We start from the raw sequence: 24799 nt of genomic DNA, 5'->3' as shown, positions 1-24799 counted from the left end.
TAGTATTTTTTCAGACAACTTCAGGAGTAAGTTAGTGTGAAAACTGACAACCCTTTTAATCTTTTATTACCCGCCGCGATGGCGAAAGTGGCCGAAGACGCGGGTATCTATAAAGCAACCAAACATCCTTTTACGACCTTCTTTCTGGCAATAAACGCCGGCGTATTTATCTCAATCGCATTCGTTTTTTATATTACAGCGACCACCGGTAGCGGCGCGATGCCCTATGGCATAGCCAAACTGATTGGAGGTATCTGCTTTTCACTCGGCTTAATGCTGGTCGTGGTATGTGGTGCTGACCTTTTTACCTCTACTGTATTAATCGTTGTCGCCAAAGCCAGTGGCCGCATCAGCTGGGGCCAGCTGGCCCGCAACTGGATTAACGTCTACGCCGGTAACCTTGCAGGTGCACTCTTCTTTGTCGCCCTGATGTGGTTTGCCGGACAGCACATGGTCGCGAATGGTGCCTGGGGATTAAATGTCCTGCAAACCGCCGACCACAAGATGCATCACACCTTCATAGAGGCGGTTTGTCTGGGTACATTGGCCAATCTGCTGGTCTGTCTCGCCGTCTGGATGAGTTACTCAGGCCGCACCCTGACCGATAAGCTGGTCGTGATGATTCTGCCTGTTGCGATGTTTGTCGCAAGCGGTTTCGAACACAGTATCGCCAACATGTTTCTTATACCCTATGCCATTGCTATTCGTGACTTCGCGACACCTGAATTCTGGCAGGCAGCTGGCACCACGGCGGCACAGTTTCACTCGCTGACCCTCAGTAACTTTATTATCGACAACCTGATTCCCGTGACCATCGGAAACATTATCGGCGGCGGCGTTCTGGTTGGGTTGACCTACTGGGTTATCTATCTCCGTAAAGGTGACCAGGTTCATTAAACGCATTTTTGACGGCACAGGAAGTTGGCTGTGCCCGACCGTAAAGTCTCCTCATATAAGGCAGGTATATTATGACCGAACTTAATGCAAAACTGGCTTCAGCATGGGAAGGATTTGCTGAAGGCGAATGGCAGAATAGCGTCAATGTGCGCGACTTCATTCAGAAAAACTACACCCCATATGAAGGTGACGAGTCATTCCTGGCGGGTGCCACTGAAGCGACCACCAAACTGTGGGAAAGCGTGCTGGAAGGCATCAAAATTGAGAACCGCACCCACGCGCCAGTCGACTTCGACACCGATCTCGCCTCAACCATTACCTCGCACGACGCGGGTTACATCATTAAGCCACTGGAAAAAATTGTTGGTCTGCAGACCGAAGCGCCATTAAAACGCGCCATCATTCCTTATGGCGGCATCAAAATGGTCGAAGGGTCATGCAAAGTGTATGGCCGTGAACTCGACCCTTCACTGAAAAAAATCTTCACCGAATACCGCAAAACGCACAACCAGGGCGTGTTCGATGTTTATACCCCGGACATTTTGCGCTGCCGTAAATCAGGTATCCTGACCGGCCTTCCTGATGCTTATGGTCGTGGCCGTATTATCGGTGACTATCGTCGTGTGGCGCTGTACGGCATCGATTTCCTGATGGCGGATAAATTCGCTCAGTTCGCCTCACTGCAGGAAGATTTAGAGAATGGCGTTAATCTGGAAGCGACTATTCGTCTGCGTGAAGAGATTTCTGATCAGCATCATGCGCTGGCCCAGATTAAAGAGATGGCAGCAAAATATGGCCATGACATCTCCGGTCCGGCTACCAATGCGGTTGAAGCAGTACAGTGGACTTACTATGGCTACCTGGCTGCAGTTAAATCACAAAACGGTGCTGCCATGTCATTTGGCCGCGTCTCAACCTTCCTTGATGTTTATATCGAACGTGACCTTAAAGCCGGTAAACTGACTGAAGAGCAGGCACAGGAACTGATTGACCATCTGGTGATGAAACTGCGTATGGTTCGCTTCCTGCGTACACCTGAATATGATGAGCTGTTCTCAGGTGACCCAATCTGGGCAACGGAATCCCTGGCAGGTATGGGCGTTGATGGCCGTACTCTGGTCTCAAAAAGTACGTTCCGCTTCCTGAATACCCTCTACACCATGGGTCCTTCACCTGAGCCGAACATGACCATCCTGTGGTCAGAAAAACTGCCGATTAATTTCAAAAAATATGCCGCTAAAGTCTCTATCGATACCTCATCTTTGCAGTATGAGAACGATGACCTGATGCGTGCTGATTTCGACAATGATGACTACGCAATCGCCTGCTGCGTGAGCCCGATGATTGTCGGCAAACAAATGCAGTTCTTTGGCGCACGTGCCAACCTGGCGAAAACGCTGCTCTACGCAATCAACGGCGGCGTGGATGAAAAGCTGAAAATGCAGGTTGGACCGAAAGGCGACAAAATCAGCGACGACGTACTGGATTTCGACACCGTCATGGAGCGTATGGATCACTTCATGGACTGGCTGGCAAAACAGTATGTGACTTCGCTGAACATCATTCACTACATGCATGATAAATACAGCTACGAAGCGGCGCTGATGGCCTTACATGATCGGGATGTCTACCGCACCATGGCCTGTGGTATCGCGGGTCTCTCCGTCGCTGCGGATTCACTTTCTGCCATTAAATATGCCAAAGTGAAACCGATTCGTGACGAAGATGGTCTGGCCATCGACTTCGACATTGAAGGCGAATATCCGCAGTTCGGTAACAACGACTCACGGGTAGATGACCTGGCCTGCGATCTGGTTGAACGCTTCATGAAGAAAATTCAGCAGCTGAACACCTATCGTAATGCCGTGCCGACGCAGTCTGTTCTGACCATTACCTCGAACGTGGTATATGGTAAGAAAACCGGTAACACACCAGATGGACGTCGCGCTGGCGCGCCGTTTGGACCAGGTGCTAACCCGATGCATGGTCGTGACCAGAAAGGTGCAGTTGCCTCACTGACTTCCGTCGCGAAACTGCCGTTTGCCTACGCGAAAGATGGTATCTCTTATACCTTCTCAATCGTACCAAACGCGCTGGGTAAAGATGATAACGTGCGGAAAACCAACCTTGCCGGTCTGATGGATGGTTACTTCCATCACGAAGCCAGCATCGAAGGCGGTCAGCACCTCAACGTTAACGTTATGAACCGTGAAATGCTGCTGGATGCGATGGAACATCCAGAGAAATATCCGCAGCTGACCATTCGCGTTTCCGGTTACGCTGTACGCTTTAACTCACTGACTAAAGAACAGCAGCAGGATGTGATTACCCGAACCTTCACTAAATCACTGTAATTACTGCTCTACCTGATAAAAAAGGCTCCTCGCGGAGCCTTTTAATTAAAAGTCTGTTCTGGTGGTCATCTCCATCAAGGTTCCCACCAGAATCGATTTCCTGCCCTGAGCGCTACAGAGATTGCGCCGTCTGTCCCGGCAGACTTACTGGAGAAAACATCGCAATGTCAGTTAACGGTCGTATCCACTCATTTGAATCCTGCGGCACCGTCGATGGTCCCGGTATCCGTTTTATCACCTTCTTCCAGGGCTGCCTGATGCGCTGCCTCTACTGTCACAACCGCGACACCTGGGATACGCACGGTGGCAAAGAGATCAGCGTCGAAGCGCTGATGGCGGATGTACTCTCCTATCGCCATTTTATGAACGCCTCTGGTGGCGGCGTCACGGCCTCAGGCGGTGAAGCCATTCTCCAGGCTGAATTTGTGCGCGACTGGTTCCGTGCCTGCAAGGCCGAAGGTATTCATACCTGTCTCGACACCAACGGCTTCGTACGCCGCTATGATCCGGTGATCGATGAACTGCTCGACGTTACCGACTTAGTGATGCTCGACCTGAAACAGATGAATGACGACGTGCATCAGATTCTGGTGGGTGTCTCCAATCACCGTACGCTGGACTTTGCCCGTTACCTGCAGAAAAAAGGCAAACGGACATGGATCCGTTTTGTCGTGGTGCCCGGCTATTCCGACGATGATGACACCGCGCATCGCTTGGGTGAATTCACGCGTGACATGGAGAACGTTGAGAAGATTGAATTGCTGCCCTATCACGAGCTGGGTAAGCATAAATGGATTGCGATGGGTGAAGAGTACAAGCTGGACGGGGTGAAGCCACCGAGCAAAGAGACAATGGAGCGCGTGAAAAACATTCTCGCCAGCTATGGCCACGAAGTGATGTACTGAAGAATCTGCCACAAAAAAAGGGAGCTTAACGCTCCCTTTTTGCTGTTCAGCGATCAGGCATGTGCCACTGGCGTAGCCTGATGATTCGCTTTGCGCAGCAGCATCACCAGATAAATCAGTGCCACAGCAGCGATCATCACGAACAGTAGCTGGTCAGAATAATTCTGCATCAGAACAGAGGTCATTGCCGGTCCAGCCAGACTGCCCACGGTATAACTCATCAGCAGTGCCTGATTCATCGCTACCAGTTCATGATGTGCGACCGTCTCGCAAGCCCAGGACATCGCCACCGGATAGAGTGTGAAGCCTGCCAGCCCCAGAACAAATAGCGCTGGTGCCATCGCGGCATTGGTTAACATGGCCATCGCACCCAGGATAACCACAAAGACCTGAACTCGCAGCACCAGCATGCGACCAAAACGATCGGCCAGACGGCCAATGGGCCACTGGCCCACAATGCCTGCGCTGACCAGCAACGCCATCCAGTAACCCACATTGGCATCACTCATTCCCTGATGTGACAGGTAAAGCGGCATCAGGCCATAAAGCGAGCCCAGAAGGATGCCAGAGATAATGCAGCCATTGATGCCCAGACGTGAGCTACGGCGACGCAGCATCGGCCAGATGCGGGCCGGAGCGGCTTCTGTCGCTTCACCGCTGGCGGAGACGCGAGTAAAGACCAGTGGCAGCACGGCGCAGAAGACCAGCGACGTCACCCACGGAATCACGCTGAGTAATTCCGTAGACAGTTTGCTGACCAGCAACTGGCCTGTCACGGTGCCGATGTAATAGACAACCATATAGGCCGCCAGCAGCTGTCCCCGATTACGTACCGTTCCGCTGCACAGAAGTGCGCTCTCGACCACCACCCACATCAGCGCACAGCCGACACCGGCGATGAAACGCATTGAACTCCATGCCCAGAAACCCGACATCATCGCCAGGCACAGGGTTGCGACGGCAAACATCAAGGTAGCCAGGTAGTAGCTGCGGTTGAAGCCGTAATGCCTGATTAACCAGCCAGCCAGCAGAGTTCCTGCGAGATTACCGGTGTAATAGGAGGAGCTTACGATGCCCACCTGCCAGGTTGTCAGTAAGTCATGCGTCAGCCACAGTGGAACGAGCGTATTCAGCACGGCAATTGCGACCGTCATTAACATCAGGCCGCAAAGCAGCAATATCACGGGGCGTGACCAGGTTGACATAGGGGATAGAAACCAGAGCAAATGAAGGAAATTGCGCGCAGTTTGCCATTGGCTTTTTTAAAGTCAATGGGCGAACTTTAACGGCAGCACATTTTGCTGTGCGACAATTTAATTTACTAATCTTCAGTGGGTTACAATCGTAAGAAGCGGCAGGTCGCTAAATGCTATCTCTATGAAAAATTAGGTTTTTAGCCATTCCGGCCTGGCTGGTATCGATAACGTTTATTTGTGATTAAAATGAGGCCTGACAGAACAGTTTTTCCGGAGCAATAACATAAAAAAACCCGGCCATGGCCGGGTTCAGAGAGTTACTGTTGCTTAGCCGATAATTTCGACGCCATTCATATAGGGGCGTAAAACCTCAGGCACAGTGATGCGGCCATCTTCCTGCTGATAATTTTCCAGCACCGCCACCAGGGTACGGCCTACGGCCAGCCCTGAGCCATTCAGGGTATGAACCAGACGCGGTTTCTTATCCTGTTTGTTGCGGCAACGCGCCTGCATACGACGCGCCTGGAAATCACCCATGTTGGAACAGGATGAAATTTCACGATAGGTATTCTGCGCCGGTAGCCAGACTTCCAGATCGTAAGTTTTAGTCGATCCAAAGCCCATATCGCCGGTGCAGAGTAAAACCTTACGATATGGCAGGTTCAGCAGCTGCAGCACTTTCTCAGCGTGACCGGTCAGCTCTTCCAGGGCATCCATTGACTGCTCCGGCGTGACGATCTGCACCATCTCAACTTTGTCGAACTGGTGCATACGGATCAGGCCACGCGTGTCACGACCGTAAGAACCCGCTTCAGAACGGAAGCACGGCGTATGCGCAGTCAGTTTAACCGGCAGGCTATCCTCTTCGAGGATCTCATCACGCACCAGGTTAGTCAGCGGCACTTCCGCAGTAGGAATTAACGCATAGTTGCTGCTGTCTGACTCCTCTTCCAGCGGACGGGTGTGGAACAGGTCTTCGCCAAACTTAGGCAGCTGTCCGGTACCGTAAAGCGTTTCGTGGTTAACCAGATAAGGCACGTAGGTTTCAAGGTAGCCATGCTGCTCGGTGTGCAGGTCAATCATAAACTGACTCAGTGCACGGTGCAGGCGGGCAATCTGCCCCTGCATGACCACAAAGCGTGAACCGGTCAGTTTCACGGCAGACGCAAAATCCAGGCCTTTAGCCGCTTCACCCAGCTCAACGTGATCTTTAACCGGGAAGCTGAACTCGCGCGGGGTACCCCAGCGGCTCACTTCCTGGTTTTCGCTGTCATCTTTGCCCAGCGGCACTTCATCGGCCGGAATGTTCGGCAGTGCCAGTGAGAAGTCACGGATTTGATTCTGCAGTTCATCCAGTTCTGCTTTTGCGGCATCCAGGCGTTCGCCCAGCGCGTTCACTTCCTGACGCAGCGGCTCGATGTCTTCCCCACGTGCTTTGGCCTGACCGATGGATTTGGATCGGGAGTTACGCTCTGCCTGCAGATTTTCTGTTTCCACCTGCAGCACTTTGCGACGCTCTTCAAGCGAACGCAGCGTTTCCACATCCAGTTTGTATCCCCGGCGTGCCAGTTTTTCTGCGACTGCGTCTGGCTCGTTACGCAGCAGATTGGGATCGAGCATGCTTATCCTGTGTATAAAAAGTTGGTTGAAAGAAGGGACGCATTCCAGCGGAATGCGTTGAAAACATTGCCCACATTACCGTAACGTCTGTTTCAGCGGTAGCGTTTTGTCGGGCTATTTTGATCCTGCTCAGCCAGCCAGCTTAGCTTTTCACCAATCTTGCCTTCAAGCCCGCGCTGGGTTGGGGTGTAATAGCGCGAGCTGGCCAGTTCCTGCGGAAAATAGACTTCACCCGCGGCATAGGCGTTGGTTTCATCATGGGCATAACGGTACTCTTTACCCAGGCCCATCTCTTTCATCAGCTTAGTCGGGGCATTGCGCAGATGTTCCGGCACATCGTAATCGGGATGGTCGCGTGCATCACGCATTGCGGCTTTAAACGCGTTGTAGACCGCATTACTTTTAGGCGCGCAAGCCAGATAAACAATGGCCTGGGCAATCGCGCGCTCCCCTTCTGCCGGACCGACGCGCGTGAAGCAATCCCAGGCCGCAATCGCCACCTGCATACCGCGCGGATCGGCGTTGCCGACATCTTCGGAGGCGATTGCCAGCAACCGACGAGCCACATAGAGCGGATCGCCGCCCGCAGTGATAATGCGCGCATACCAGTAGAGCGCCGCATCCGGTGCGGAGCCGCGTACCGATTTGTGCAGTGCAGAAATCAGATCGTAAAAACGATCGCCTTTATTATCAAACCGCGCGGATCGCTCACCAGAGACTTCGTTAAGCAGCTGCGGCGTCAGTTCTCGCTGACCTGATGCGGTGATTTCGGCCATATCAGCCATCATCTCCAGCGTGTTCAGCGCCCGACGTGCATCACCATTAACCAGTTCAGCGATCATCCTGCGTGTGTTGTCCGGCAGCACGATGTCACTGTCCCCATAGCCTCGCGCTTTATCCTGCATCGCCTGATCCAGCACCTGCTCAATATCTTCCAGAGTCAGTGATTTCAGCAGGTAAACGCGGGCGCGTGACAACAACGCAGAGTTAAGTTCAAAAGAGGGGTTTTCGGTGGTCGCACCAATAAAGGTAATGGTGCCATCTTCGATATGGGGCAGAAAGGCATCCTGCTGGCTCTTGTTGAACCGATGGACCTCGTCCACAAACAGGATCGTGCGCCGCCCGGCATGTTTATTCTGACGGGCCCGCTCAATCGCCTCACGGATCTCTTTTACGCCGGAGGTGACGGCCGAAATACGTTCCACATCGGCGTTACCGTAATGGGCAATGATCTCAGCCAGCGTGGTCTTGCCGGTCCCGGGAGGTCCCCACAGGATCATTGAATGCAGGTGCCCTGCTTCAATCGCGCGCGGCAGAGGTTTGCCTGCGCCCAGCAGATGTTGCTGACCAATGTACTGTTTCAATGTTTCTGGCCGCATACGCGCGGCCAGAGGTTTGAAATTTTCGGTGGAAAAATCCAGGGACAGGTTACTCACCGTGACCTCACTGACGTTGGTCGTCCACCGTCACGCCTTTTGGCGGTGTGAACGTGAATTTATCCGGGCTGATAGCGCCATTCTGCTGGCTTTTCAGCTGGTAATCGCTGCGCTGGCCATCCTGCTCGATAGCACTGAAGCGGTTGATGGTCCCGCTGGACGTCACCTGGATGGTGAACTGTTTCAGGTTGCCGTCGCTGTTCTTAGGTGTCAGTTCAAAATTGTCACCCTGCTGTTTGATATTGTACTGCTTCCAGTCATTTGACTGGTTGCGGGCAATCAGCATAAAGGGCGTGTTGCTGGTCGCATTCTGCAACAGGCTGACTGTCGCCTGCTCAACAAACGGGTTGTAGAACCACAGCGATTTACCGTCGGAGATGATGATGCTTTCGTCCGGCGCGGTCATGTGCCAGTTAAACAGGCTGGGACGTTTTACCCACAATTCGCCTTCGCCGTCCTGCACATTCGCGCCGCTGCTGTCGGTCACTTTTTGGGTGAAGCTGGCGTGGAAGCTGCTGACCTTGTTCAGGCGCTGTTGCAGATCACTGGAAGCATCAGCCAGAACGCTGGCTGAAGAAAAGGTGGCCAACAGGCCCAGAGCGATTACGCGTAATTTCATCTGCTTCAATTCCTTATTTAAACGTTCCCATCGATAACTGCATTAAGCCTGGCCGCCGTTCCGCCATCAGAACAGAGGAAAAAACCGAAAGCTGATTCAGATATGGGGTTTAACCGCATAAAAACAATGAGCCAGTCGGAACTGGCTCATTGCGTTGTGTTTCAAAACATTTAGCCACTACATATCGTGTGGCGGCGGCGACAGCACTTCACGGTTACCATTGTGTCCTGGTGCAGAAACGATGCCCTGCGCTTCCATCTGTTCAATGATACGTGCCGCGCGGTTATAGCCGATGCGGAACTGACGCTGAACGCCTGAAATCGAAGCACGGCGCTTATCAACCACAAATCCGACCGCCTGATCGAACAGCGGATCGAGCTCTTCATCACTGTCGATGCCACCGGCATTTTCGCTCTCTTCGCCCGCCGTAATGCTGTCGATATATTGCGGACGACCACGCGCTTTCCAGTCCTGAACCACTGCATGCACTTCCTGGTCACGAACAAATGCACCGTGAACACGAATCGGCAGCGAGGAGTTCGGCGGCATGTAGAGCATGTCACCCATACCCAGCAATGACTCCGCGCCGCCCTGATCGAGAATGGTACGTGAATCAATTTTGCTGGAAACGGTAAAGGCGATACGCGTCGGAATGTTCGCTTTGATCAGACCGGTAATGACATCCACAGATGGACGCTGTGTCGCCAGTACCAGATGGATACCGGCAGCACGGGCTTTCTGTGCCAGGCGGGCAATCAGCTCTTCCACCTTTTTACCGACTGCCATGATCAGGTCAGCAAACTCATCGACCATCACAACAATATAAGGCAGCTTCTCCAGAACCGGCGGCGTCATATCCATGCTGTCGCCCGGCTTCCAGAACGGATCGGGAATCGGACGACCCATCGCTTCGGCCTGTTCCACTTTTTCGTTGTAGCCCGCCAGATTACGCACGCCCAGCGCCGACATCAGCTTGTAGCGACGCTCCATTTCACCGACGCTCCAGCGCAGCGCATTGGCAGCATCCTTCATGTCTGTAACCACTTCGGTCAGCAGATGTGGAATACCTTCATAGACCGACAGCTCAAGCATTTTCGGGTCGATCATGATGAAGCGAACTTCTTCCGGCGTCGCCTTATACAGCATGCTGATAATCATGGCGTTCACGCCCACAGACTTACCGGAACCGGTGGTACCGGCGACCAGTAAGTGTGGCATTTTCGCCAGATCGGCCACCACCGGCTGACCGGCAATGTCTTTGCCCAGCACGACGGCCAGCGGTGAAGGGTTGTCGCGGAATTTAGGGCAATCCAGCACTTCACGCAGATAGACGGTCTGACGATGCTTGTTTGGCAGTTCCAGACCTACGTAAGGTTTGCCTGGGATCACTTCCACCACACGAACCGCTACCGTCGACAGCGAACGCGCCAGATCGCGGGACAGGTTGGAGATACGCGCCGCTTTCACGCCCGGTGCCAGGTCGAGTTCAAAACGGGTAATAACCGGGCCAGGCGAGATACCGACCACCTCCGCTTTGACGCGATAATCGCCTAAGCGCGACTCCACCAGACGGGCAGTCTGCTCCAGCGAGAACATATCAACCGGTTCTTCCTCTTCAGGCGGTGCGGTCAGCAGATCCAGCGAAGGCAGTGGCGTGGAAGGTTTCTCCAGCGGCTGCTCATGGCGCATCAGGAAAGGATGAATCAGGCTGTCATGCAGTGAAGGTTTCGCCTCTTCCACCGGCTGAAGCGGCGCTGCCGCTGGCGTGCCATAGGCAGGCGCAGCGTACGCCGGAGCCTGAGAAGCCGCAGGGGTACCATAAGCGGGCGCAGAGGTTGCCGCAGGCGCAGCATAGTCAGGTTCAGACGGTGCTGCCGGGGCGCTATAGGCAGGCTCTGCCGGAGCAAAGCTGGCTGGTGCAGGAACATGAGCCGGAGCCTGAGGTCTTGAAACCTCACTCACCTGCTGCCAGGGTTCGTGTGAAACCGCTGGGGCTTCAGGTTCTGGCGTCGCCGCAATGGTAAACAGCGGTTCAGAAGGACCGTCATCCACCAGATCTTTCATCGGTGAAAAATCAAACGCTGAGGCGGTATCAATATTTAATACCGGCTCTTTTTTCACTTCTGGCTCATAGCGCTGCTGTTGCTGCTCGGCGAACTGACGCGCCAGTGCATCCTGCTGCTGTGCATCCTGTTCATCTTCCTCGTCCTGCTGCCAGCTGGTGCCGTAACGCTGCTGCTGTTCAGACTGGAAAGCCTGTCGCAGTTCAGCCTGCTGCAGCGCCTCTTCAGCATCCGGAGCAGAGGAAACGGAGCCAGCACTAACCGGTTCGGTCTCTTCAGTTTTCGCTTTCTCTTCTGCCATGCGCTGAGAAGGCAGCTTAATGCCATAAGAGGCCAGCTCACGACGGGTTGGCAGTTTTACCGGGTTAGGACGCGGCAGTGCCGGGCCGATACCTTGTTTAACCTGCGGATTGAGATTGGTTTCAGGGGCTAAATCAAAAACAGGCGCAGTACGCGTTGTTGCCTGGGCTGCCGTTGCAGCGGATGCCGCTGCCGCCGATGCCGCAGGGATGGCTGACGTATCCCGCCAGTTACCCATTTTAGGTTCATCATCGTCGTAAGCACTGAACGACGGCGTAGCCGGAGCGTCGTCTGGCATTTCAAAGTGATAAAGCGGTGGTGAGTCTGCGGGTGCAGAAGCACTCTGCGCCGGGGAATTCGCCACACTCTGCGGAGCTGGCGCGCTCTGTGCGTACGCAGGCGCAGGTTGTGCAGACGGCGATGCAGGGATGGATGTCGCTGACGCGGCAGGCGCCGAAGCTGTAACCGCAGCAGCAGGTGCAGCGACAGATGCTGGCGTCACCGTGGCTGCAGGGGCGAGGGTCACCTCGGCGGCTTCAGCGGTGGCCGCGACTGCCGCACTGGTGGCTGCTGCAGCTTTAGCCAGCAGCGGATCCTGCTGTGACGCCGCAGGCTCAGCAGCTGCACGTGGGGCAGAAAGCAGCACATCATCATCCTGATCGGCGGCATGAAGCTCAGGCACATCCGCGTATTCACGCGCGTCCCGTTCGTCATCCTCTTCCTGCCAGGGTTCATCGTGACGAGAGCGGTTGCTGGCAAACGTCAGTACGCCCATGACTACGCCACCAATTCTTTCTGCAATGGTGAGCCATGACCAGCCGGTGTAAAGGGTAATGCCCGCCGCCCAGACGCAGAGCAGCATCAGCGTGCCGCCAGCCGGACTGAACCAGGGTGCAATAGCATTACTGACCAGGCTGCCGATCACGCCGCCCGAGGCAAAGTACCAGATATCATCGGCATTCAGCGCCGCCATACCACAGGTCGTCACCACCAGCGCGAGGACGCCAATTAAGCGCAGCCCGACGGCAAAGTAGTCAAAGTAGTCCTGGCTGTCGCGCTGACGGAAAGCAATCCAGCACAGTCCCAGGATGACGGGCGGAATGGCATACGCCATCACACCAAAGATGAAGAGTAAGGTGTCAGCCAGCCAGGCACCGACGCTGCCGCCGATATTATGGATAGGTTCATGCCAGGCCGTTTGCGACCAGCTCGGGTCGGAAGGGTTAAAACTGACCAGAGAAACCATCAGGTAGATGGCAAACAGCGCCACCAGAATGAGCATCGCTTCCAGCAGACGACGTCCACTGCTCATCGATTGTAACGAAACGTCTTTATCTTCTGTATATTCCTGGCTCAAGAGGACTCTCCAGGTGCCTGTAAAGTAAGAAGCAACAGCGCCGGGCGAGCCCGACGCTGATCCTGTATGAATGCACAGGAGTGTACCGAAATCTCACAGGTTTTGCACCTGCCCCGCATCAGCGAGTTTTGATCACCAGTCGATTGCTCTGTTTAACCTCTTCCATCACCACATACGTACGCGTGTCGTTTACGCCCGGCAGGCGCAACAGGGTTTCACCCAGCAGCTTACGGTAGGCTGACATATCAGGTACGCGCGTTTTCAGCAGGTAGTCGAAATCGCCGGAAACGAGGTGACACTCTTGAGTTTCCTCAAGTTTTTGCACAGCGGCGTTAAATTGCTCAAACACATCCGGTGCACCACGATTCAGAGTAATCTCAACGAACACCAGCAGCGACGCATCCAGATAGTGCGGGTTCAACTGCGCGGTGTAGCCAAGAATAAATCCCTGACGTTCGAGACGACGCACGCGCTCAAGACATGGCGTAGGCGATAAGCCTACGCGTTTGGAAAGCTCTACGTTTGAAATGCGACCATCTTTCTGAAGTTCATTCAGAATGTTCCTGTCAATTCTGTCGAGGTCTTTCCCGGGGCGTTTCTTATTGTCTACCATTATTATTGTCTCTCTTAATTCCTTCCCTTTACCTGCCACGCCCTGAAAACGCTCATTGTTCGGGGCATTTCTGAAGTGAGCTAACAGAGCCTGTGTTCTGACACCTATCGATATGACGCATGTTGTCTGTCCACATCATGCGTCATTATCCATATCAGGCTGCTTTTATTCGGCGTTACGTGCAAAACGGGCGATGAAAACCTGTTTTGTTCCGATAAATGTTATTCGCTTCTGATAATGTTTTCGCAAAAGCGCAGGCGATTGTCAAAGTAAAATCACCAAATTCAGGACAAGATGCCAGACAGTTCGCTGGGTATCTGTTTTTAAATGACTATTTTTCCACTATTGCCCCCCTCTAACCCGAGTTTTGCCCCCTTTTGGCGCATTGGCCAGGCAAAACCGTCGCTCATCGTCTACGCCGTTTGCAGCTATCGTTAACAAAATTGCCTAAGCCTTGTCATTGTCGCCGGATATTCCCTACAATCGCAGGCTATGTCAGCCGAATGAAACTGAGGAACGCATGAGTACGGCCAAACACAGTAAGTTACTCATTCTGGGCTCCGGCCCAGCGGGTTATACCGCAGCCGTTTATGCTGCACGCGCCAACCTGAACCCGGTACTGATCACGGGTCTGGAAAAAGGCGGACAGCTGACCACTACCACCGAGGTAGAGAACTGGCCGGGCGACCCGCACGATCTGACAGGTCCATCGCTGATGGAGCGGATGCATGAGCATGCCGAAAAATTTAATACTGAGATCATTTTCGATCACATTCACACCGTCGATTTGCAGAACCGTCCGTTCCGCCTTACGGGTGACAGCGGCGAATACACGGCAGATGCCCTGATCATCGCCACCGGTGCGTCAGCGCGCTACCTCGGTCTGCCTTCCGAAGAGGCCTTCAAAGGCAAAGGCGTCTCTGCCTGTGCAACCTGTGACGGCTTCTTCTATCGCAACCAGAAAGTCGCGGTGATTGGCGGTGGCAACACGGCTGTGGAAGAGGCGCTCTACCTGGCGAATATTGCGGCTGAAGTGCACCTTATTCACCGTCGTGACAGCTTCCGCGCAGAGAAGATCCTGATCGACCGCCTGATGGAAAAAGTGCGCAATGGCAATATCGTGCTGCACACCCATCGCACGCTGGAAGAAGTGGTGGGCGATCAGATGGGTGTCACTGGTCTGACACTGCGTTCTACCCAGAACAGTGATGAGACAGAAGCGCTGGAGGTGGCGGGTCTTTTTGTTGCTATCGGACACAGCCCGAATACGGCCATTTTTGAGGGTCAGCTGGCGCTGGAGAACGGTTACATCAAAGTTCAGTCAGGTCTGCACGGCAACGCCACTCAGACCAGCATCCCTGGCGTCTTTGCGGCAGGCGATGTGATGGACCATATCTATCGTCAGGCGATCACCTCTGCGGGCACCGGCTGTATGGCCGCGTTAGACGCTGAGCGCTTTCTTGACGGACTGGTTAAAAACGATCAGTAAGTTGTTAACCCTCTGATCTCAAATGTTCCAGGCGACGGTTTTTCCGTCGCCTTTTTTATTGCTCTCATGCTAGATTCTTGCGCCTGAAGAGATGGAAATGTCTTTCCATTTTCACCCGTCATCGACATTCATCATGGTCTCGCATGGACAAATCGCGGCAGCAGCATCTTACCCGCTGGCTTCGTCAGCAACGTCATTTCGCCGGTCGCTGGTTGCGACTCAACACCCTGCTGGGCATGGCAAGTGCACTTCTGATCATTGCTCAGGCGGGTTTACTGGCCTCGCTGCTGCAGGCTCTGATTGTTGACCAGCAGCCGCGTGAATCCCTGACTGTCAGCATCCTGCTGTTACTGCTCTGCTTTGTGCTCCGCGCCCTGATTAACTATGCCCGTGAACTGACCGGTTATCGTGCCGGACAGGCTATCCGTCAGGCTTTACGTCAGCAGGTATTAGACCGATTGTCTGATCTGGGGCCGGCGTGGATTCAGGGAAAGCCAGCCGGCAGCTGGGCGACGCTGCTGCTGGAGCAGATCGAAGAGATGCAGGAGTATTACGCGCGCTATCTGCCGCAGATGACCCTGGCGGTGCTGATCCCCTGCTGCATTCTGCTGACTATTTTTCCGCTCAACTGGACGGCGGGTCTGATCCTGTTTGCCACCGCGCCACTGATTCCGCTGTTTATGGCGCTGGTCGGGATGGGTGCGGCCGAGGCCAACCGCCGGAACTTCCTGGTGCTGGCCCGCCTGAGCGGTAACTTTCTCGACCGCCTGCGCGGCAGAGAGACGCTGCGGCTGTTTCATCGTGGCGCAGCGGAGCAGCAGGCGGTTGCCGCCGCCACCACCGATTTTCGCCAGCGCACCATGGAAGTGCTGCGCTTAGCCTTTCTCTCCTCTGCCGTGCTGGAGTTTTTTGCCTCGCTGGCGATTGCCGTGGTGGCCGTCTACTTTGGTTTCTCCTATCTGGGCGAATTGCATTTTGGTGATTACGGCCAGGGCGTGACGCTGTTTGCCGGCTTTCTGGTGCTGATCCTCGCCCCGGAGTTTTTCCAGCCGCTGCGCGATCTCGGCGCTTTCTATCACGCCAAAGCCCAGGCTGTAGGCGGTGCCGATGCCCTTGAAGCCTTTATGCAGGCGACGCCTGCCACCGCGCCGCAGGAAGGCCAGTTGCCCTTCACTGCCGATCGCTCAATCGCACTTACCGCCGAAGATCTGCGTGTCTGTGCGCCTGATGGTCAGGTGTTGTGCGGCCCGCTCTCTTTTACTGTCGTCCCTGGCGAACAGATTGCGCTGGTCGGTCAAAGCGGGGCCGGTAAAACGGCCCTGATGAACGCCCTGCTCGGTTTTCTGCCTTATCAGGGTTCGCTGAAAGCGAATGGCGTTGAACTTCGCGATATACGACGGAGTGACTGGCATCAGCAGCTCAGTTGGGTAGGACAGAATCCTCAGTTACCGGCCGCCACCTTGCGCGACAATATCGTGATGAATGCGGCCTGGGATGACGAGCGTTTTGCGGCGCTGCTGGAGTCGTGCGGCATTAATGAGTTCCTGCCTCGGCTGCCCCAGGGCATTGACACCCTGCCAGGCGATGGCGGTAATCAGCTGTCGGTGGGTCAGGCGCAGCGGGTCGCGGTCGCGCGCGCACTCTATAAATCCTCGCATTTTTTGCTGCTCGATGAACCCGCAGCCAGCCTGGATGCGCTCAGTGAACGTCATGTGATGCTGGCGCTGAACCAGGCGGCAGCCCGCCAGACCACGCTGATGATAACCCATCAGATTGATACGCTAAGTCACTGGCAGACCCTCTGGGTAATGGAAGCCGGTAAGCTGGTGCAACAGGGTAACTGGCAGCAGCTGTCGCAACAGCCGGGTGCTTTCAGTGAGATGCTGAAGCATCGTCAACAGGAGATTCGCTGATGTCCGCCTTGCGTCCTTTTCTTCGTCTCTGGCTGCGCCACCCTTATCGCCTGGTGCTGGGCATCGTGCTGGCGATTGTTACCCTGCTGGCCAGCATCGGCCTGCTGACGCTTTCAGGCTGGTTTCTGGCCGCCTCGTCAGTGGCAGGCGTAGCCGGTCTCTATACCTTCAACTATATGCTGCCTGCGGCAGGCGTACGTGGCGCCGCCATCATTCGCACTGCCGCACGCTATGCTGAACGGCTGGTCAGCCACGATGCAACATTCAGGGTTCTTCAGCATCTGCGTGTCCACACCTTCAGCCGCCTGATGGCCCTTTCGCCAGGCCAGCTTTTGCGGTTCCGGCAGGCGGACCTGCTCAACCGCTTCGTGGCCGATGTCGATACGCTGGATCACCTCTATCTGCGCGTCATCTCGCCGCTGATCGGCGCACTGGTGGTGATTGTCGTGGTTACCCTCGGAATGAGCTTCATCGATGTTCAGCTGGCACTGACGCTGGGCGGCATCATGCTGAGTACGCTGGTGGTGATGCCAGCGCTGTTTTACCGTCTGGGATCGCCCGCAGGCGGCGCGATTGCCCGTGGACGCGCCCGCTGGCGCTTACAGCTGATGCAGTGGCTGGCGGCTCAGGCTGAACTCACCCTGTACGGTGCCTCGCAGGGCTGGCGTCAGCAACTTGATGAAGATGAACAGCGCTGGCAGCAGGCTCAGAGCCAGCAACAGCGCTTGCAGGCTGCGGCACAGAGCCTGCTGCTGCTGATCAGCGGCGTAACCGTCACACTGTTGCTCTGGCTCAGTGCGGCGACAATCAGCCAGCAGCAGTTGCCCGGCTCGCTGATTGCCCTGGTGGTGTTTTGCGCGCTGGCTGCTTTCGAGGCGCTGGCACCAGTTGCGGGGGCCTTTCTGCCCATGTCACAGGTGATAAATGCCGCTCAGCGGGTCAATGACATTATCGATCAGTCACCCGCTATCACCTTTCCGGCAGATTCAGATGCCCGGCCAGGACGTCTCGCAGTCGATATCGATCAGCTCGACTTCAGCTATCCCGACCGCCCGGATAAGGTGCTGAACCGCTTTACCCTTAAGGTGGCAGCCGGTGAACACATTGCACTGCTGGGGCCGACCGGCTGCGGCAAATCGACTCTGCTGGCGCTGTTAACCCGTGGCTGGGATAGCCAGCACGGTGTCATCAGCCTGAATGACCTGCCGATCACCGCATGGTCAGAGCCAGCGCTGCGTCAGCGCATCAGCGTGGTGACTCAGCGGGTTCATCTCTTCAGTCAGAGCCTGCGTGATAACCTACTGCTGGCCTGTCCCGATGCTACTGATGAGCAGTTACGCCGCGTGCTGAATGACGTCGGCCTGCAGCGCCTGCTTGAGAGCCCGGAAGAATTAAACGCCTGGATGGGAGAAGGCGGTCGCCCGCTGTCAGGCGGCGAACTGCGTCGGCTGGCGCTGGCGCGTGCGTTACTGCATAACGGCGATCTCTGGCTGCTGGATGAACCCACCGAAGGACTGGATGCCACAACCGAGCAGCATATCCTCACCCTGCTGCAGCGGCTGACCGCAGGCAAGACCGTAATAATGGTCACGCACCGGCTCAGCGGCCTGGAGCAGATGGATCGCATCTGCGTGATGGATAATGGCGTGATTGTGGAACAGGGAAGTCATGCCGAATTAATCTCAAAAGCGGGTCGGTACTGGCGTTTCCGACAGCGGATTGCGCTATAGTCTTAGCGAAATGCTGATAGGTAACAAAACGCGATGAGACTGGTACAACTGTCACGGGAATCTTTGCAATTTCCTCCACCGGAGATGGCGCTGCGTGAGCCAAACGGCCTGCTGGCCATGGGGGGTGATCTCTCCCCTGCCCGGTTACTTAACGCTTATCAGCGCGGCATCTTTCCGTGGTTTTCTTCCGGCGACCCGATTCTGTGGTGGTCGCCCGATCCCCGTGCAGTGCTATTGCCTGAGCAGTTTCATCTCAGCCGGAGCATGAAGCGTTTCCACAGCCGTTCGCCCTATCGGGTGACGATGAATGAGTCATTTGCCGAGGTGATCGAGGGCTGTGCCACCGGTCGTGAGGAAGGCACCTGGATCACCTTTGAAATGAAGCGCGCCTGGTTGCGATTGTATGAACTGGGCCACGCCCACTCCATTGAAGTATGGGACGAACATCAGCTGGCAGGTGGCATGTATGGGCTGGCGATGGGGCAAATCTTCTGCGGCGAATCAATGTTCAGCCGTCAGCAGAATGCGTCCAAAACCGCACTTTGGGTATTTTGTCAGCATTTCCTCAGACATCAGGGCCGTCTGGTGGATTGTCAGGTACTTAACCCTCATACGGCCTCTTTGGGCGCGCAGGAGATCCCGCGCGCAGACTATCTGCAATATGTACAAAGCCTTGCGTGCCAGCCTGTCAGCGATGGCTGCTGGCAGACACAAACCCTTTTTTAGTCGCACAGAGATGTTTTGCACACATAAAGGCGTATTAAGTGGTATAATGGTCGAGTTTGGTATGTCGTCCGCGCTTCGCAATAACGAGCCGGAATTGCCAGGCTGGGAATCTCAACGCACTCTCGGAACTGTTTTCAATCGTGCGCGTGTAACCGGTTGATACAGATTCTTAGCCCGCTAATCCCCCGCAGACGTCACATAAACACCCTAATTTTACCGGATGCGCGCGACTGACGTGCACCCCGGCAAAGCGTTGGCAAAATCGCCGACGGTTCTTTACATAAATCGTTGAATTGGGCATTATCTTGCCGGTTCAACTGAAAGGTAGTACACCCAGAGGATTCGATGGCCAAAGAAGACAATATTGAAATGCAAGGTACCGTACTGGATACGTTACCTAACACCATGTTCCGCGTAGAACTTGAGAACGGACACGTGGTTACTGCTCATATCTCCGGTAAAATGCGCAAAAACTACATCCGTATCCTGACGGGTGACAAAGTGACCGTTGAGCTGACCCCGTACGACCTGAGCAAAGGCCGCATTGTCTTCCGTAGTCGCTAATTTGCAGTAATCTCATCGCTCTGCAATTTGCAGCGAAAAAAAAGGCCGGATTTTAATCCGGCCTTTTTCATATCTGCAGCAGGTGATTAATGCACCGTGCCTTCGGTTTTGCGTTTTTCAGCACTCAGGAAGTGATAGGTCAGTTCACCTTTCTCACGATCCAGCGCCACTGACACCGAGCCGCCATCCACCAGCGAACCAAACAGCAGTTCATTGGCTAACGGTTTCTTCAGGCTGTCCTGCACGGTGCGCGCCATCGGACGAGCGCCCATCGCTTTGTCGTAGCCTTTCTCAGCAAGCCAGTCGCGTGCTTCATCGCTGACTTCCAGCGACACGCCTTTGGCATCCAGCTGCGCCTGCAACTCGACAATGAACTTGTCGACCACCTGATGGATCACCTCTGGTGACAGGTGACTGAACCAGATAATGTTGTCGAGACGGTTACGAAACTCTGGAGAAAACATCTTTTTGATCTCTTCCATGGCATCGGTGCTGTTGTCCTGATGAATCAGGCCAATCGACTTACGTTCAGTCTCGCGGACACCGGCGTTAGTGGTCATGACCAGCACCACATTGCGGAAGTCCGCTTTGCGACCGTTGTTGTCGGTCAGCATACCGTTATCCATCACCTGCAGCAGCAGGTTGAAGACATCCGGGTGTGCTTTCTCAATCTCATCCAGCAACACCACCGCATGAGGATGCTTAATCACCGCATCCGTCAGCAGGCCGCCCTGATCAAAACCGACGTAACCCGGAGGCGCACCAATCAAACGGCTGACGGTGTGACGCTCCATATACTCGGACATATCAAAGCGCAGCAGCTCAATGCCCAGCGCTTTCGCCAGCTGCACGGTGACTTCCGTTTTACCGACACCGGTAGGCCCGGCAAACAGGAAGGAACCGACTGGCTTACGATCCTGACCCAGACCTGCACGGCTCATTTTGATCGCTTCCGTCAGCGCCTCAATCGCATTGTCCTGGCCAAACACCAGCATCTTCAGACGATCGCCCAGATTTTTCAGCGTATCGCGGTCGCTTGCTGACACGCTTTGCTCAGGAATACGGGCAATACGGGCCACCACCGTTTCAATGTCAGAGACGTTGATGGTTTTCTTGCGCTTACTGGCTGGCATCAGGCGCGCTCGCGCACCCGCTTCATCAATCACATCAATCGCCTTGTCAGGCAGATGACGGTCGTTGATATATTTCACCGCCAGTTCCACCGCTGCGCGCACCGCTTTCGCGGTATAGCGCACATCGTGATGCGCTTCGTACTTGGTCTTCAGGCCATTCAGAATCTGCACGGTCTCTTCTGGTGAAGGCTCCGTGATATCGATCTTCTGGAAGCGACGCGCCAGGGCACGATCTTTTTCAAAGATGTTGCTGAATTCCTGATAGGTGGTAGAACCCATCACCCGAATCTTGCCAGAGGAAAGAAGAGGTTTGATCAGGTTCGCAGCATCGACCTGGCCGCCGGATGCAGCACCCGCACCGATGATGGTATGGATCTCATCGATAAACAGAATGCTGTGTTCGTCCTGCTCCAGCTGCTTCAGCAGCGCTTTGAAACGTTTTTCAAAGTCACCACGGTACTTGGTGCCGGCTAATAACGAACCGATATCCAGCGAGTAGATCGTGCAGTCTTTCATCACTTCCGGTACATCGCCCTGCTCTATGCGCCAGGCGAGACCTTCAGCAATGGCGGTTTTACCCACACCCGACTCACCCACCAGCAGCGGGTTATTTTTACGGCGACGACATAGCACCTGAACGGTACGTTCCAGCTCTTTATCGCGACCAATCAGTGGATCAATACCACCGACGCGAGCAAGCTGATTAAGATTGGTGGTGAAGTTTTCCATACGCTCCTCCCCGCCTGCTTGCTCTTCGTTAACCGGATTTTCTGCGCCTGGCGCCTGGCCGGACTCATCTTTACGCGTACCGTGAGAGATGAAGTTCACCACGTCAAGGCGGCTCACTTCATGTTTGCGTAGCAGATAAGCCGCTTGCGACTCCTGCTCGCTGAAAATGGCGACCAGCACATTCGCACCGGAGACTTCGCTGCGACCGGATGACTGGACATGGAAAACCGCACGCTGCAGGACGCGCTGGAAGCTAAGCGTGGGTTGTGTATCACGCTCCTCTTCGCTGGCAGGCAGCACGGGCGTGGTTTGTTCGATGAAGGCTTCGAGTTCCTGCCGCAGAGCCACAATGTCCACCGTACAGGCTTCCAGTGCCTCTCTGGCCGACGGGTTACTGAGCAACGCCAGTAACAGATGCTCGACGGTCATAAACTCATGACGGTGCTCACGCGCTCTGGCGAAAGCCATATTTAAACTGAGTTCCAGTTCTTGATTGAGCATTAGGCACCTCCCCCAATTATCGCCCTTACCTGTTTCCTATATGGAGACGGGTTCAGGCCTTTTCCAGCGTACACAGCAACGGATGATGATTTTCCCGTGCATAGTTGTTCACCTGGGCCGCTTTTGTTTCGGCGACTTCTGCAGTAAATACACCACAGATCGCCTTGCCGTGATAGTGAACTTTCAACATCAGCTGCGTTGCACGTTCAACATCATAAGAAAAGAACTTTTGTACAACGTCAATAACAAATTCCATAGGTGTATAATCGTCATTATTCAGAATGACTTTATACATAGAAGGCGGCTTTAACCCTTCACGTACTTTATCGTCGGCCAGATGTTCAAAGTTAAGCCAGTCGTTTGCGTTTGCCATAGTGTTCCGTTGAGATTTTGCTTTTAGCCTTTAAGTAGCTACATATTGAGAGTTTAACATGCCTGTCAAGCCGCATGCCGCTGCTGAAAATTTATTCAGAAATTCTCCTGCGCGACCTGCATCACAAAATTTGCAATAGCGTTAACTGCCTCAAATTTTGATGATTTTTTCCCCACCTGGCCCGGTGGTTTGCTTGACGTCAGCCGCGCTTTCTCTACATTCTAGCTGCACAGGCTGATTGAGTTTTAATCAAATCCGACTCACAGCTTCGATGACCTCACCTACTTATAAAATGTCTTGCGAGGGAAGTAAAAGCATGGAGACGGGCACAGTTAAATGGTTCAACAATTCCAAAGGCTTTGGCTTTATCTGTCCGATTGGCGGTGGCGAAGATATTTTTGCGCACTACTCCACCATTCAGATGGAAGGCTACCGCACGCTTAAGGCAGGCCAGCAGGTTCAGTTCGATGTCCACGAAGGCCCGAAAGGCAATCACGCCAGCCTGATCGTGCCGGTCGAGGTGCAGGCTGTGGCCTGACACATATCGCCTTTCTGAACAAAGACCCAAAAATGCCAGCCAGTGCCGCTGGCATTTTCCTGTTCGATGTCACCTAATCTGCCTGGCCCTGCGCCAGTCCAATCACCCGGGCAAACATCTGCCGCATCAATGCCGGGATGGCCTCTGGCCCGCGTTCCGCCGCCGACGTAGCCACTGCGATCGCCAGTTCCGGCTTGGAGCTCTGGTGAATCGCTTTAGTAATAATACGCCTGGAACTCATCGGAACGTTTAACGGCAGGTGCGCCATCTGATGATAGACATCCTGAAAGCCGTGCTGATAGAGAAAATTTTCCATATCCAGCGCCGGTAATTGCGTCAGAAAACGCGGCTCCGGTTCACCCGGCTGTAACTGAGTGCGTGCCGTACTGGCATATTTATTCCCCGCCTGATCACCGTCAGTCAGGACATGCCAGGCGATACCCATGCGCCGGGCAAACTTCAGTAGCGGTTTTAACCCCGACTGCGCAAACTCAATCACCTTCACGCCTTCAGCAGCGAAGTTGTAACAGCACTGCTGCGCCAGCTCATTCATGATCCAGACTTCGGTTTCTCCCTCCACCAGCAGCCAGCAACGGGCGAACAGCGCAGCAGGCCGGTTGACCCGAATATGGAAGCCGATGCGCCGACTCTCTTCGGCACTCAGTCCCTCCGGACCGATGCGCCAGGCCGCTACGCGCGAGGGTCCACGCACCAGACGACAGACGTTTTCCACCGGCACCTGCGACAGCAGCTCCGGCGAATTAGTGGTGGCGATTTTTTGCAGCGGCAGCAGCCTCAGCAGATTCCATGCTACCGACAGCATAATCGGATGCAGCCGGGTTTCCGGATCTTCAATCAGCAGCAGCGGGCGTGCACCGGCGGCCAGCGGGACGTCTCCTCGTGCCTCAATCAGTAGGGTAAACATCTGCAGCAGTATCAGCTGACGGCTGCGGGAGTCGGTTCCGGCAATCAGCTGATTCAGGTGATCCAGCGCCCGCCATCCCTGTCCCCCCTCGCGCGTCTGCGGATCCCGTAGCCTGACCTCGTTGCCCGCATCAGGCGGCTGCACCAGGAAGTAGTGCTGCATCAGTTGCTGCATCGTCTTCAGCCCCTGCCGCAGCACCTCATCGCTGAGCTGTTGCGGATGGTGCTCCAGATCGCGCGCCAGCGTCTCCATACCCGCCAGTAGCTCAGGATGTGCGGTGGGGAGCGGCGCACTACTCCGCGTCCGCTTACTGAAACGCGCATCGCGCAATCGCAGAACCGGATACCGTTTCAGCAAAAGATCGATGGCCGCCGCGCAGTTCTGCTCAGGCAACAGCTGATAGTTCAGGTCAACAAAACGGCGGCGGGTTTCGATACCGCTGTCACGCCAGGTGGCGCTGACGCTGTAACAGAGCTGACGCTGGCCCTGAGCATCACGCTGCCAGAAGGTCGAGAGCAACGCATCCGGGTCGTTGCCGTCATCGCGAAAGTGGAACACCACCGACAGACGGCGCATCGCATCGGTCACATCGCCTGGGGTGAAATGGAAATCAGCCTCGGTAAAAACATAGGCCGGTTCATGGGGCGAAAGTAACAGGCTCAGGGCATCCAGCAGACTGGACTTGCCCCAGGCGTTCTCACCAATCAGCAGATTGGTCTGGGTTAAAGGCAGTGAGAGCTTATTGATGCCGCGGAAACCGCGAATGTCGATATGTTCCAGAATCATAGGCGTCCATCCTCAGTTTATAAACAGCATGG

18 protein-coding genes are annotated in these 24799 nt (G+C 54.8%); 9 read left to right on the top strand and 9 right to left on the bottom strand.

Features of this window, described 5'->3' with window-relative positions; translation table 11 throughout:
* Nucleotides 1-36 precede the first annotated feature (36 nt).
* The 3 genes from focA to pflA all read left to right on the top strand — a co-directional run bounded on the left by focA (nt 37) and on the right by pflA (nt 4156).
* The gene (gene focA / locus ACMGGP_RS05505; RefSeq protein WP_010254939.1) at nt 37-897 is read left to right on the top strand and encodes a formate transporter FocA; all 861 of its coding nucleotides are present in this window, start codon (nt 37-39) and stop codon (nt 895-897) included.
* 71 nt (nt 898-968) lie between these two features.
* The gene (gene pflB / locus ACMGGP_RS05500) at nt 969-3251 is read left to right on the top strand and encodes a formate C-acetyltransferase (RefSeq protein WP_010254936.1); all 2283 of its coding nucleotides are present in this window, start codon (nt 969-971) and stop codon (nt 3249-3251) included.
* A gap of 164 nt (nt 3252-3415) precedes the next feature.
* On the top strand, nt 3416-4156 hold the full coding sequence (gene pflA, locus ACMGGP_RS05495) for a pyruvate formate lyase 1-activating protein (protein WP_010254935.1): 741 nt from the start codon (nt 3416-3418) through the stop codon (nt 4154-4156).
* A 53-nt stretch (nt 4157-4209) separates the two neighbouring features.
* Here pflA and ACMGGP_RS05490 read toward each other — a convergent pair whose 3' ends face one another.
* From ACMGGP_RS05490 to lrp, 6 genes are all read right to left on the bottom strand, one after another.
* A complete protein-coding gene (locus tag ACMGGP_RS05490; protein ID WP_010254932.1) occupies nt 4210-5361 on the bottom strand; it encodes an MFS transporter in 1152 nt (383 codons plus the stop codon).
* 318 nt (nt 5362-5679) lie between these two features.
* Complete coding sequence (gene serS / locus ACMGGP_RS05485) at nt 5680-6972, bottom strand: serine--tRNA ligase (RefSeq protein WP_010254930.1); 1293 nt, start codon at nt 6970-6972, stop codon at nt 5680-5682.
* Nucleotides 6973-7064: 92 nt separating this feature from the next.
* The gene (locus tag ACMGGP_RS05480; RefSeq protein WP_323169915.1) at nt 7065-8408 is read right to left on the bottom strand and encodes a replication-associated recombination protein A; all 1344 of its coding nucleotides are present in this window, start codon (nt 8406-8408) and stop codon (nt 7065-7067) included.
* Nucleotides 8409-8415: 7 nt separating this feature from the next.
* Nucleotides 8416-9027, bottom strand: coding sequence for an outer membrane lipoprotein periplasmic chaperone LolA (lolA, locus tag ACMGGP_RS05475; RefSeq protein ID WP_003849334.1), 612 nt, complete (start codon nt 9025-9027; stop codon nt 8416-8418).
* A gap of 177 nt (nt 9028-9204) precedes the next feature.
* Nucleotides 9205-12747 carry a DNA translocase FtsK 4TM domain-containing protein gene (locus ACMGGP_RS05470; RefSeq protein WP_498798250.1) on the bottom strand — a complete coding sequence of 1181 codons (3543 nt, stop codon included), beginning with the start codon at nt 12745-12747 and terminating at the stop codon, nt 9205-9207.
* 118 nt (nt 12748-12865) lie between these two features.
* Nucleotides 12866-13360 (bottom strand): leucine-responsive transcriptional regulator Lrp, encoded by a 495-nt coding sequence (gene lrp, locus ACMGGP_RS05465; protein ID WP_006118610.1) that lies wholly within the window; start codon nt 13358-13360, stop codon nt 12866-12868.
* Nucleotides 13361-13880: 520 nt separating this feature from the next.
* On the opposite strand from lrp, the gene trxB reads away from it, so the two are divergent.
* From trxB to infA, 5 genes are all read left to right on the top strand, one after another.
* Nucleotides 13881-14849, top strand: a complete 969-nt coding sequence (trxB, locus tag ACMGGP_RS05460; protein WP_003849329.1) for a thioredoxin-disulfide reductase — start codon at nt 13881-13883, stop codon at nt 14847-14849.
* A gap of 143 nt (nt 14850-14992) precedes the next feature.
* A complete protein-coding gene (gene cydD, locus ACMGGP_RS05455; RefSeq protein ID WP_010254926.1) occupies nt 14993-16762 on the top strand; it encodes a heme ABC transporter permease/ATP-binding protein CydD in 1770 nt (589 codons plus the stop codon).
* Nucleotides 16762-18492 carry a heme ABC transporter ATP-binding protein/permease CydC gene (gene cydC, locus ACMGGP_RS05450; RefSeq protein ID WP_498798249.1) on the top strand — a complete coding sequence of 577 codons (1731 nt, stop codon included), beginning with the start codon at nt 16762-16764 and terminating at the stop codon, nt 18490-18492. The genes cydD and cydC overlap by 1 nt, the downstream gene beginning before the upstream one ends.
* Before the next feature lie 63 nt (nt 18493-18555).
* Nucleotides 18556-19218 carry a leucyl/phenylalanyl-tRNA--protein transferase gene (gene aat, locus ACMGGP_RS05445; RefSeq protein ID WP_498798248.1) on the top strand — a complete coding sequence of 221 codons (663 nt, stop codon included), beginning with the start codon at nt 18556-18558 and terminating at the stop codon, nt 19216-19218.
* A 345-nt stretch (nt 19219-19563) separates the two neighbouring features.
* Nucleotides 19564-19782, top strand: coding sequence for a translation initiation factor IF-1 (gene infA / locus ACMGGP_RS05440; RefSeq protein WP_002211347.1), 219 nt, complete (start codon nt 19564-19566; stop codon nt 19780-19782).
* A gap of 86 nt (nt 19783-19868) precedes the next feature.
* Here infA and clpA read toward each other — a convergent pair whose 3' ends face one another.
* Nucleotides 19869-22145 (bottom strand): ATP-dependent Clp protease ATP-binding subunit ClpA, encoded by a 2277-nt coding sequence (gene clpA / locus ACMGGP_RS05435; RefSeq protein ID WP_010254457.1) that lies wholly within the window; start codon nt 22143-22145, stop codon nt 19869-19871.
* A 52-nt stretch (nt 22146-22197) separates the two neighbouring features.
* Nucleotides 22198-22518, bottom strand: a complete 321-nt coding sequence (clpS, locus tag ACMGGP_RS05430) for an ATP-dependent Clp protease adapter ClpS (RefSeq protein ID WP_010254453.1) — start codon at nt 22516-22518, stop codon at nt 22198-22200.
* Between the two features lie 316 nt (nt 22519-22834).
* On the opposite strand from clpS, the gene cspD reads away from it, so the two are divergent.
* The gene (gene cspD, locus ACMGGP_RS05425; protein WP_010254451.1) at nt 22835-23056 is read left to right on the top strand and encodes a cold shock-like protein CspD; all 222 of its coding nucleotides are present in this window, start codon (nt 22835-22837) and stop codon (nt 23054-23056) included.
* Nucleotides 23057-23129: 73 nt separating this feature from the next.
* On the opposite strand, the gene ACMGGP_RS05420 is transcribed toward cspD, so the two are convergent.
* Nucleotides 23130-24767: a DUF2813 domain-containing protein gene (locus ACMGGP_RS05420; protein ID WP_498798247.1), complete on the bottom strand. Its 1638-nt coding sequence runs from the start codon at nt 24765-24767 to the stop codon at nt 23130-23132.
* Nucleotides 24768-24799: the final 32 nt, after the last annotated feature.

Source organism: Curtobacterium sp. BNK-1, assembly GCF_048685235.1.
GTDB lineage: Bacteria > Pseudomonadota > Gammaproteobacteria > Enterobacterales > Enterobacteriaceae > Pantoea > Pantoea agglomerans.
Note: the sequence above shows the minus strand (reverse complement) of the source record. Positions and strands in the feature narration are given on the sequence as shown.

Bases quoted from the DNA above. Each gene is read 5' to 3' on its own strand.
- pflB (WP_010254936.1), top strand. From the start codon at position 969: ATGACCGAACTTAATGCAAAACTGGCTTCAGCATGGGAAGGATTTGCT.
- pflA (WP_010254935.1), top strand. From the start codon at position 3,416: ATGTCAGTTAACGGTCGTATCCACTCATTTGAATCCTGCGGCACCGTC.
- ACMGGP_RS05490 (WP_010254932.1), bottom strand. From the start codon at position 5,361: ATGTCAACCTGGTCACGCCCCGTGATATTGCTGCTTTGCGGCCTGATG.
- serS (WP_010254930.1), bottom strand. From the start codon at position 6,972: ATGCTCGATCCCAATCTGCTGCGTAACGAGCCAGACGCAGTCGCAGAA.
- lolA (WP_003849334.1), bottom strand. From the start codon at position 9,027: ATGAAATTACGCGTAATCGCTCTGGGCCTGTTGGCCACCTTTTCTTCA.
- lrp (WP_006118610.1), bottom strand. From the start codon at position 13,360: ATGGTAGACAATAAGAAACGCCCCGGGAAAGACCTCGACAGAATTGAC.
- trxB (WP_003849329.1), top strand. From the start codon at position 13,881: ATGAGTACGGCCAAACACAGTAAGTTACTCATTCTGGGCTCCGGCCCA.
- cydD (WP_010254926.1), top strand. From the start codon at position 14,993: ATGGACAAATCGCGGCAGCAGCATCTTACCCGCTGGCTTCGTCAGCAA.
- cydC (WP_498798249.1), top strand. From the start codon at position 16,762: ATGTCCGCCTTGCGTCCTTTTCTTCGTCTCTGGCTGCGCCACCCTTAT.
- infA (WP_002211347.1), top strand. From the start codon at position 19,564: ATGGCCAAAGAAGACAATATTGAAATGCAAGGTACCGTACTGGATACG.
- clpA (WP_010254457.1), bottom strand. From the start codon at position 22,145: ATGCTCAATCAAGAACTGGAACTCAGTTTAAATATGGCTTTCGCCAGA.
- clpS (WP_010254453.1), bottom strand. From the start codon at position 22,518: ATGGCAAACGCAAACGACTGGCTTAACTTTGAACATCTGGCCGACGAT.
- cspD (WP_010254451.1), top strand. From the start codon at position 22,835: ATGGAGACGGGCACAGTTAAATGGTTCAACAATTCCAAAGGCTTTGGC.
- ACMGGP_RS05420 (WP_498798247.1), bottom strand. From the start codon at position 24,767: ATGATTCTGGAACATATCGACATTCGCGGTTTCCGCGGCATCAATAAG.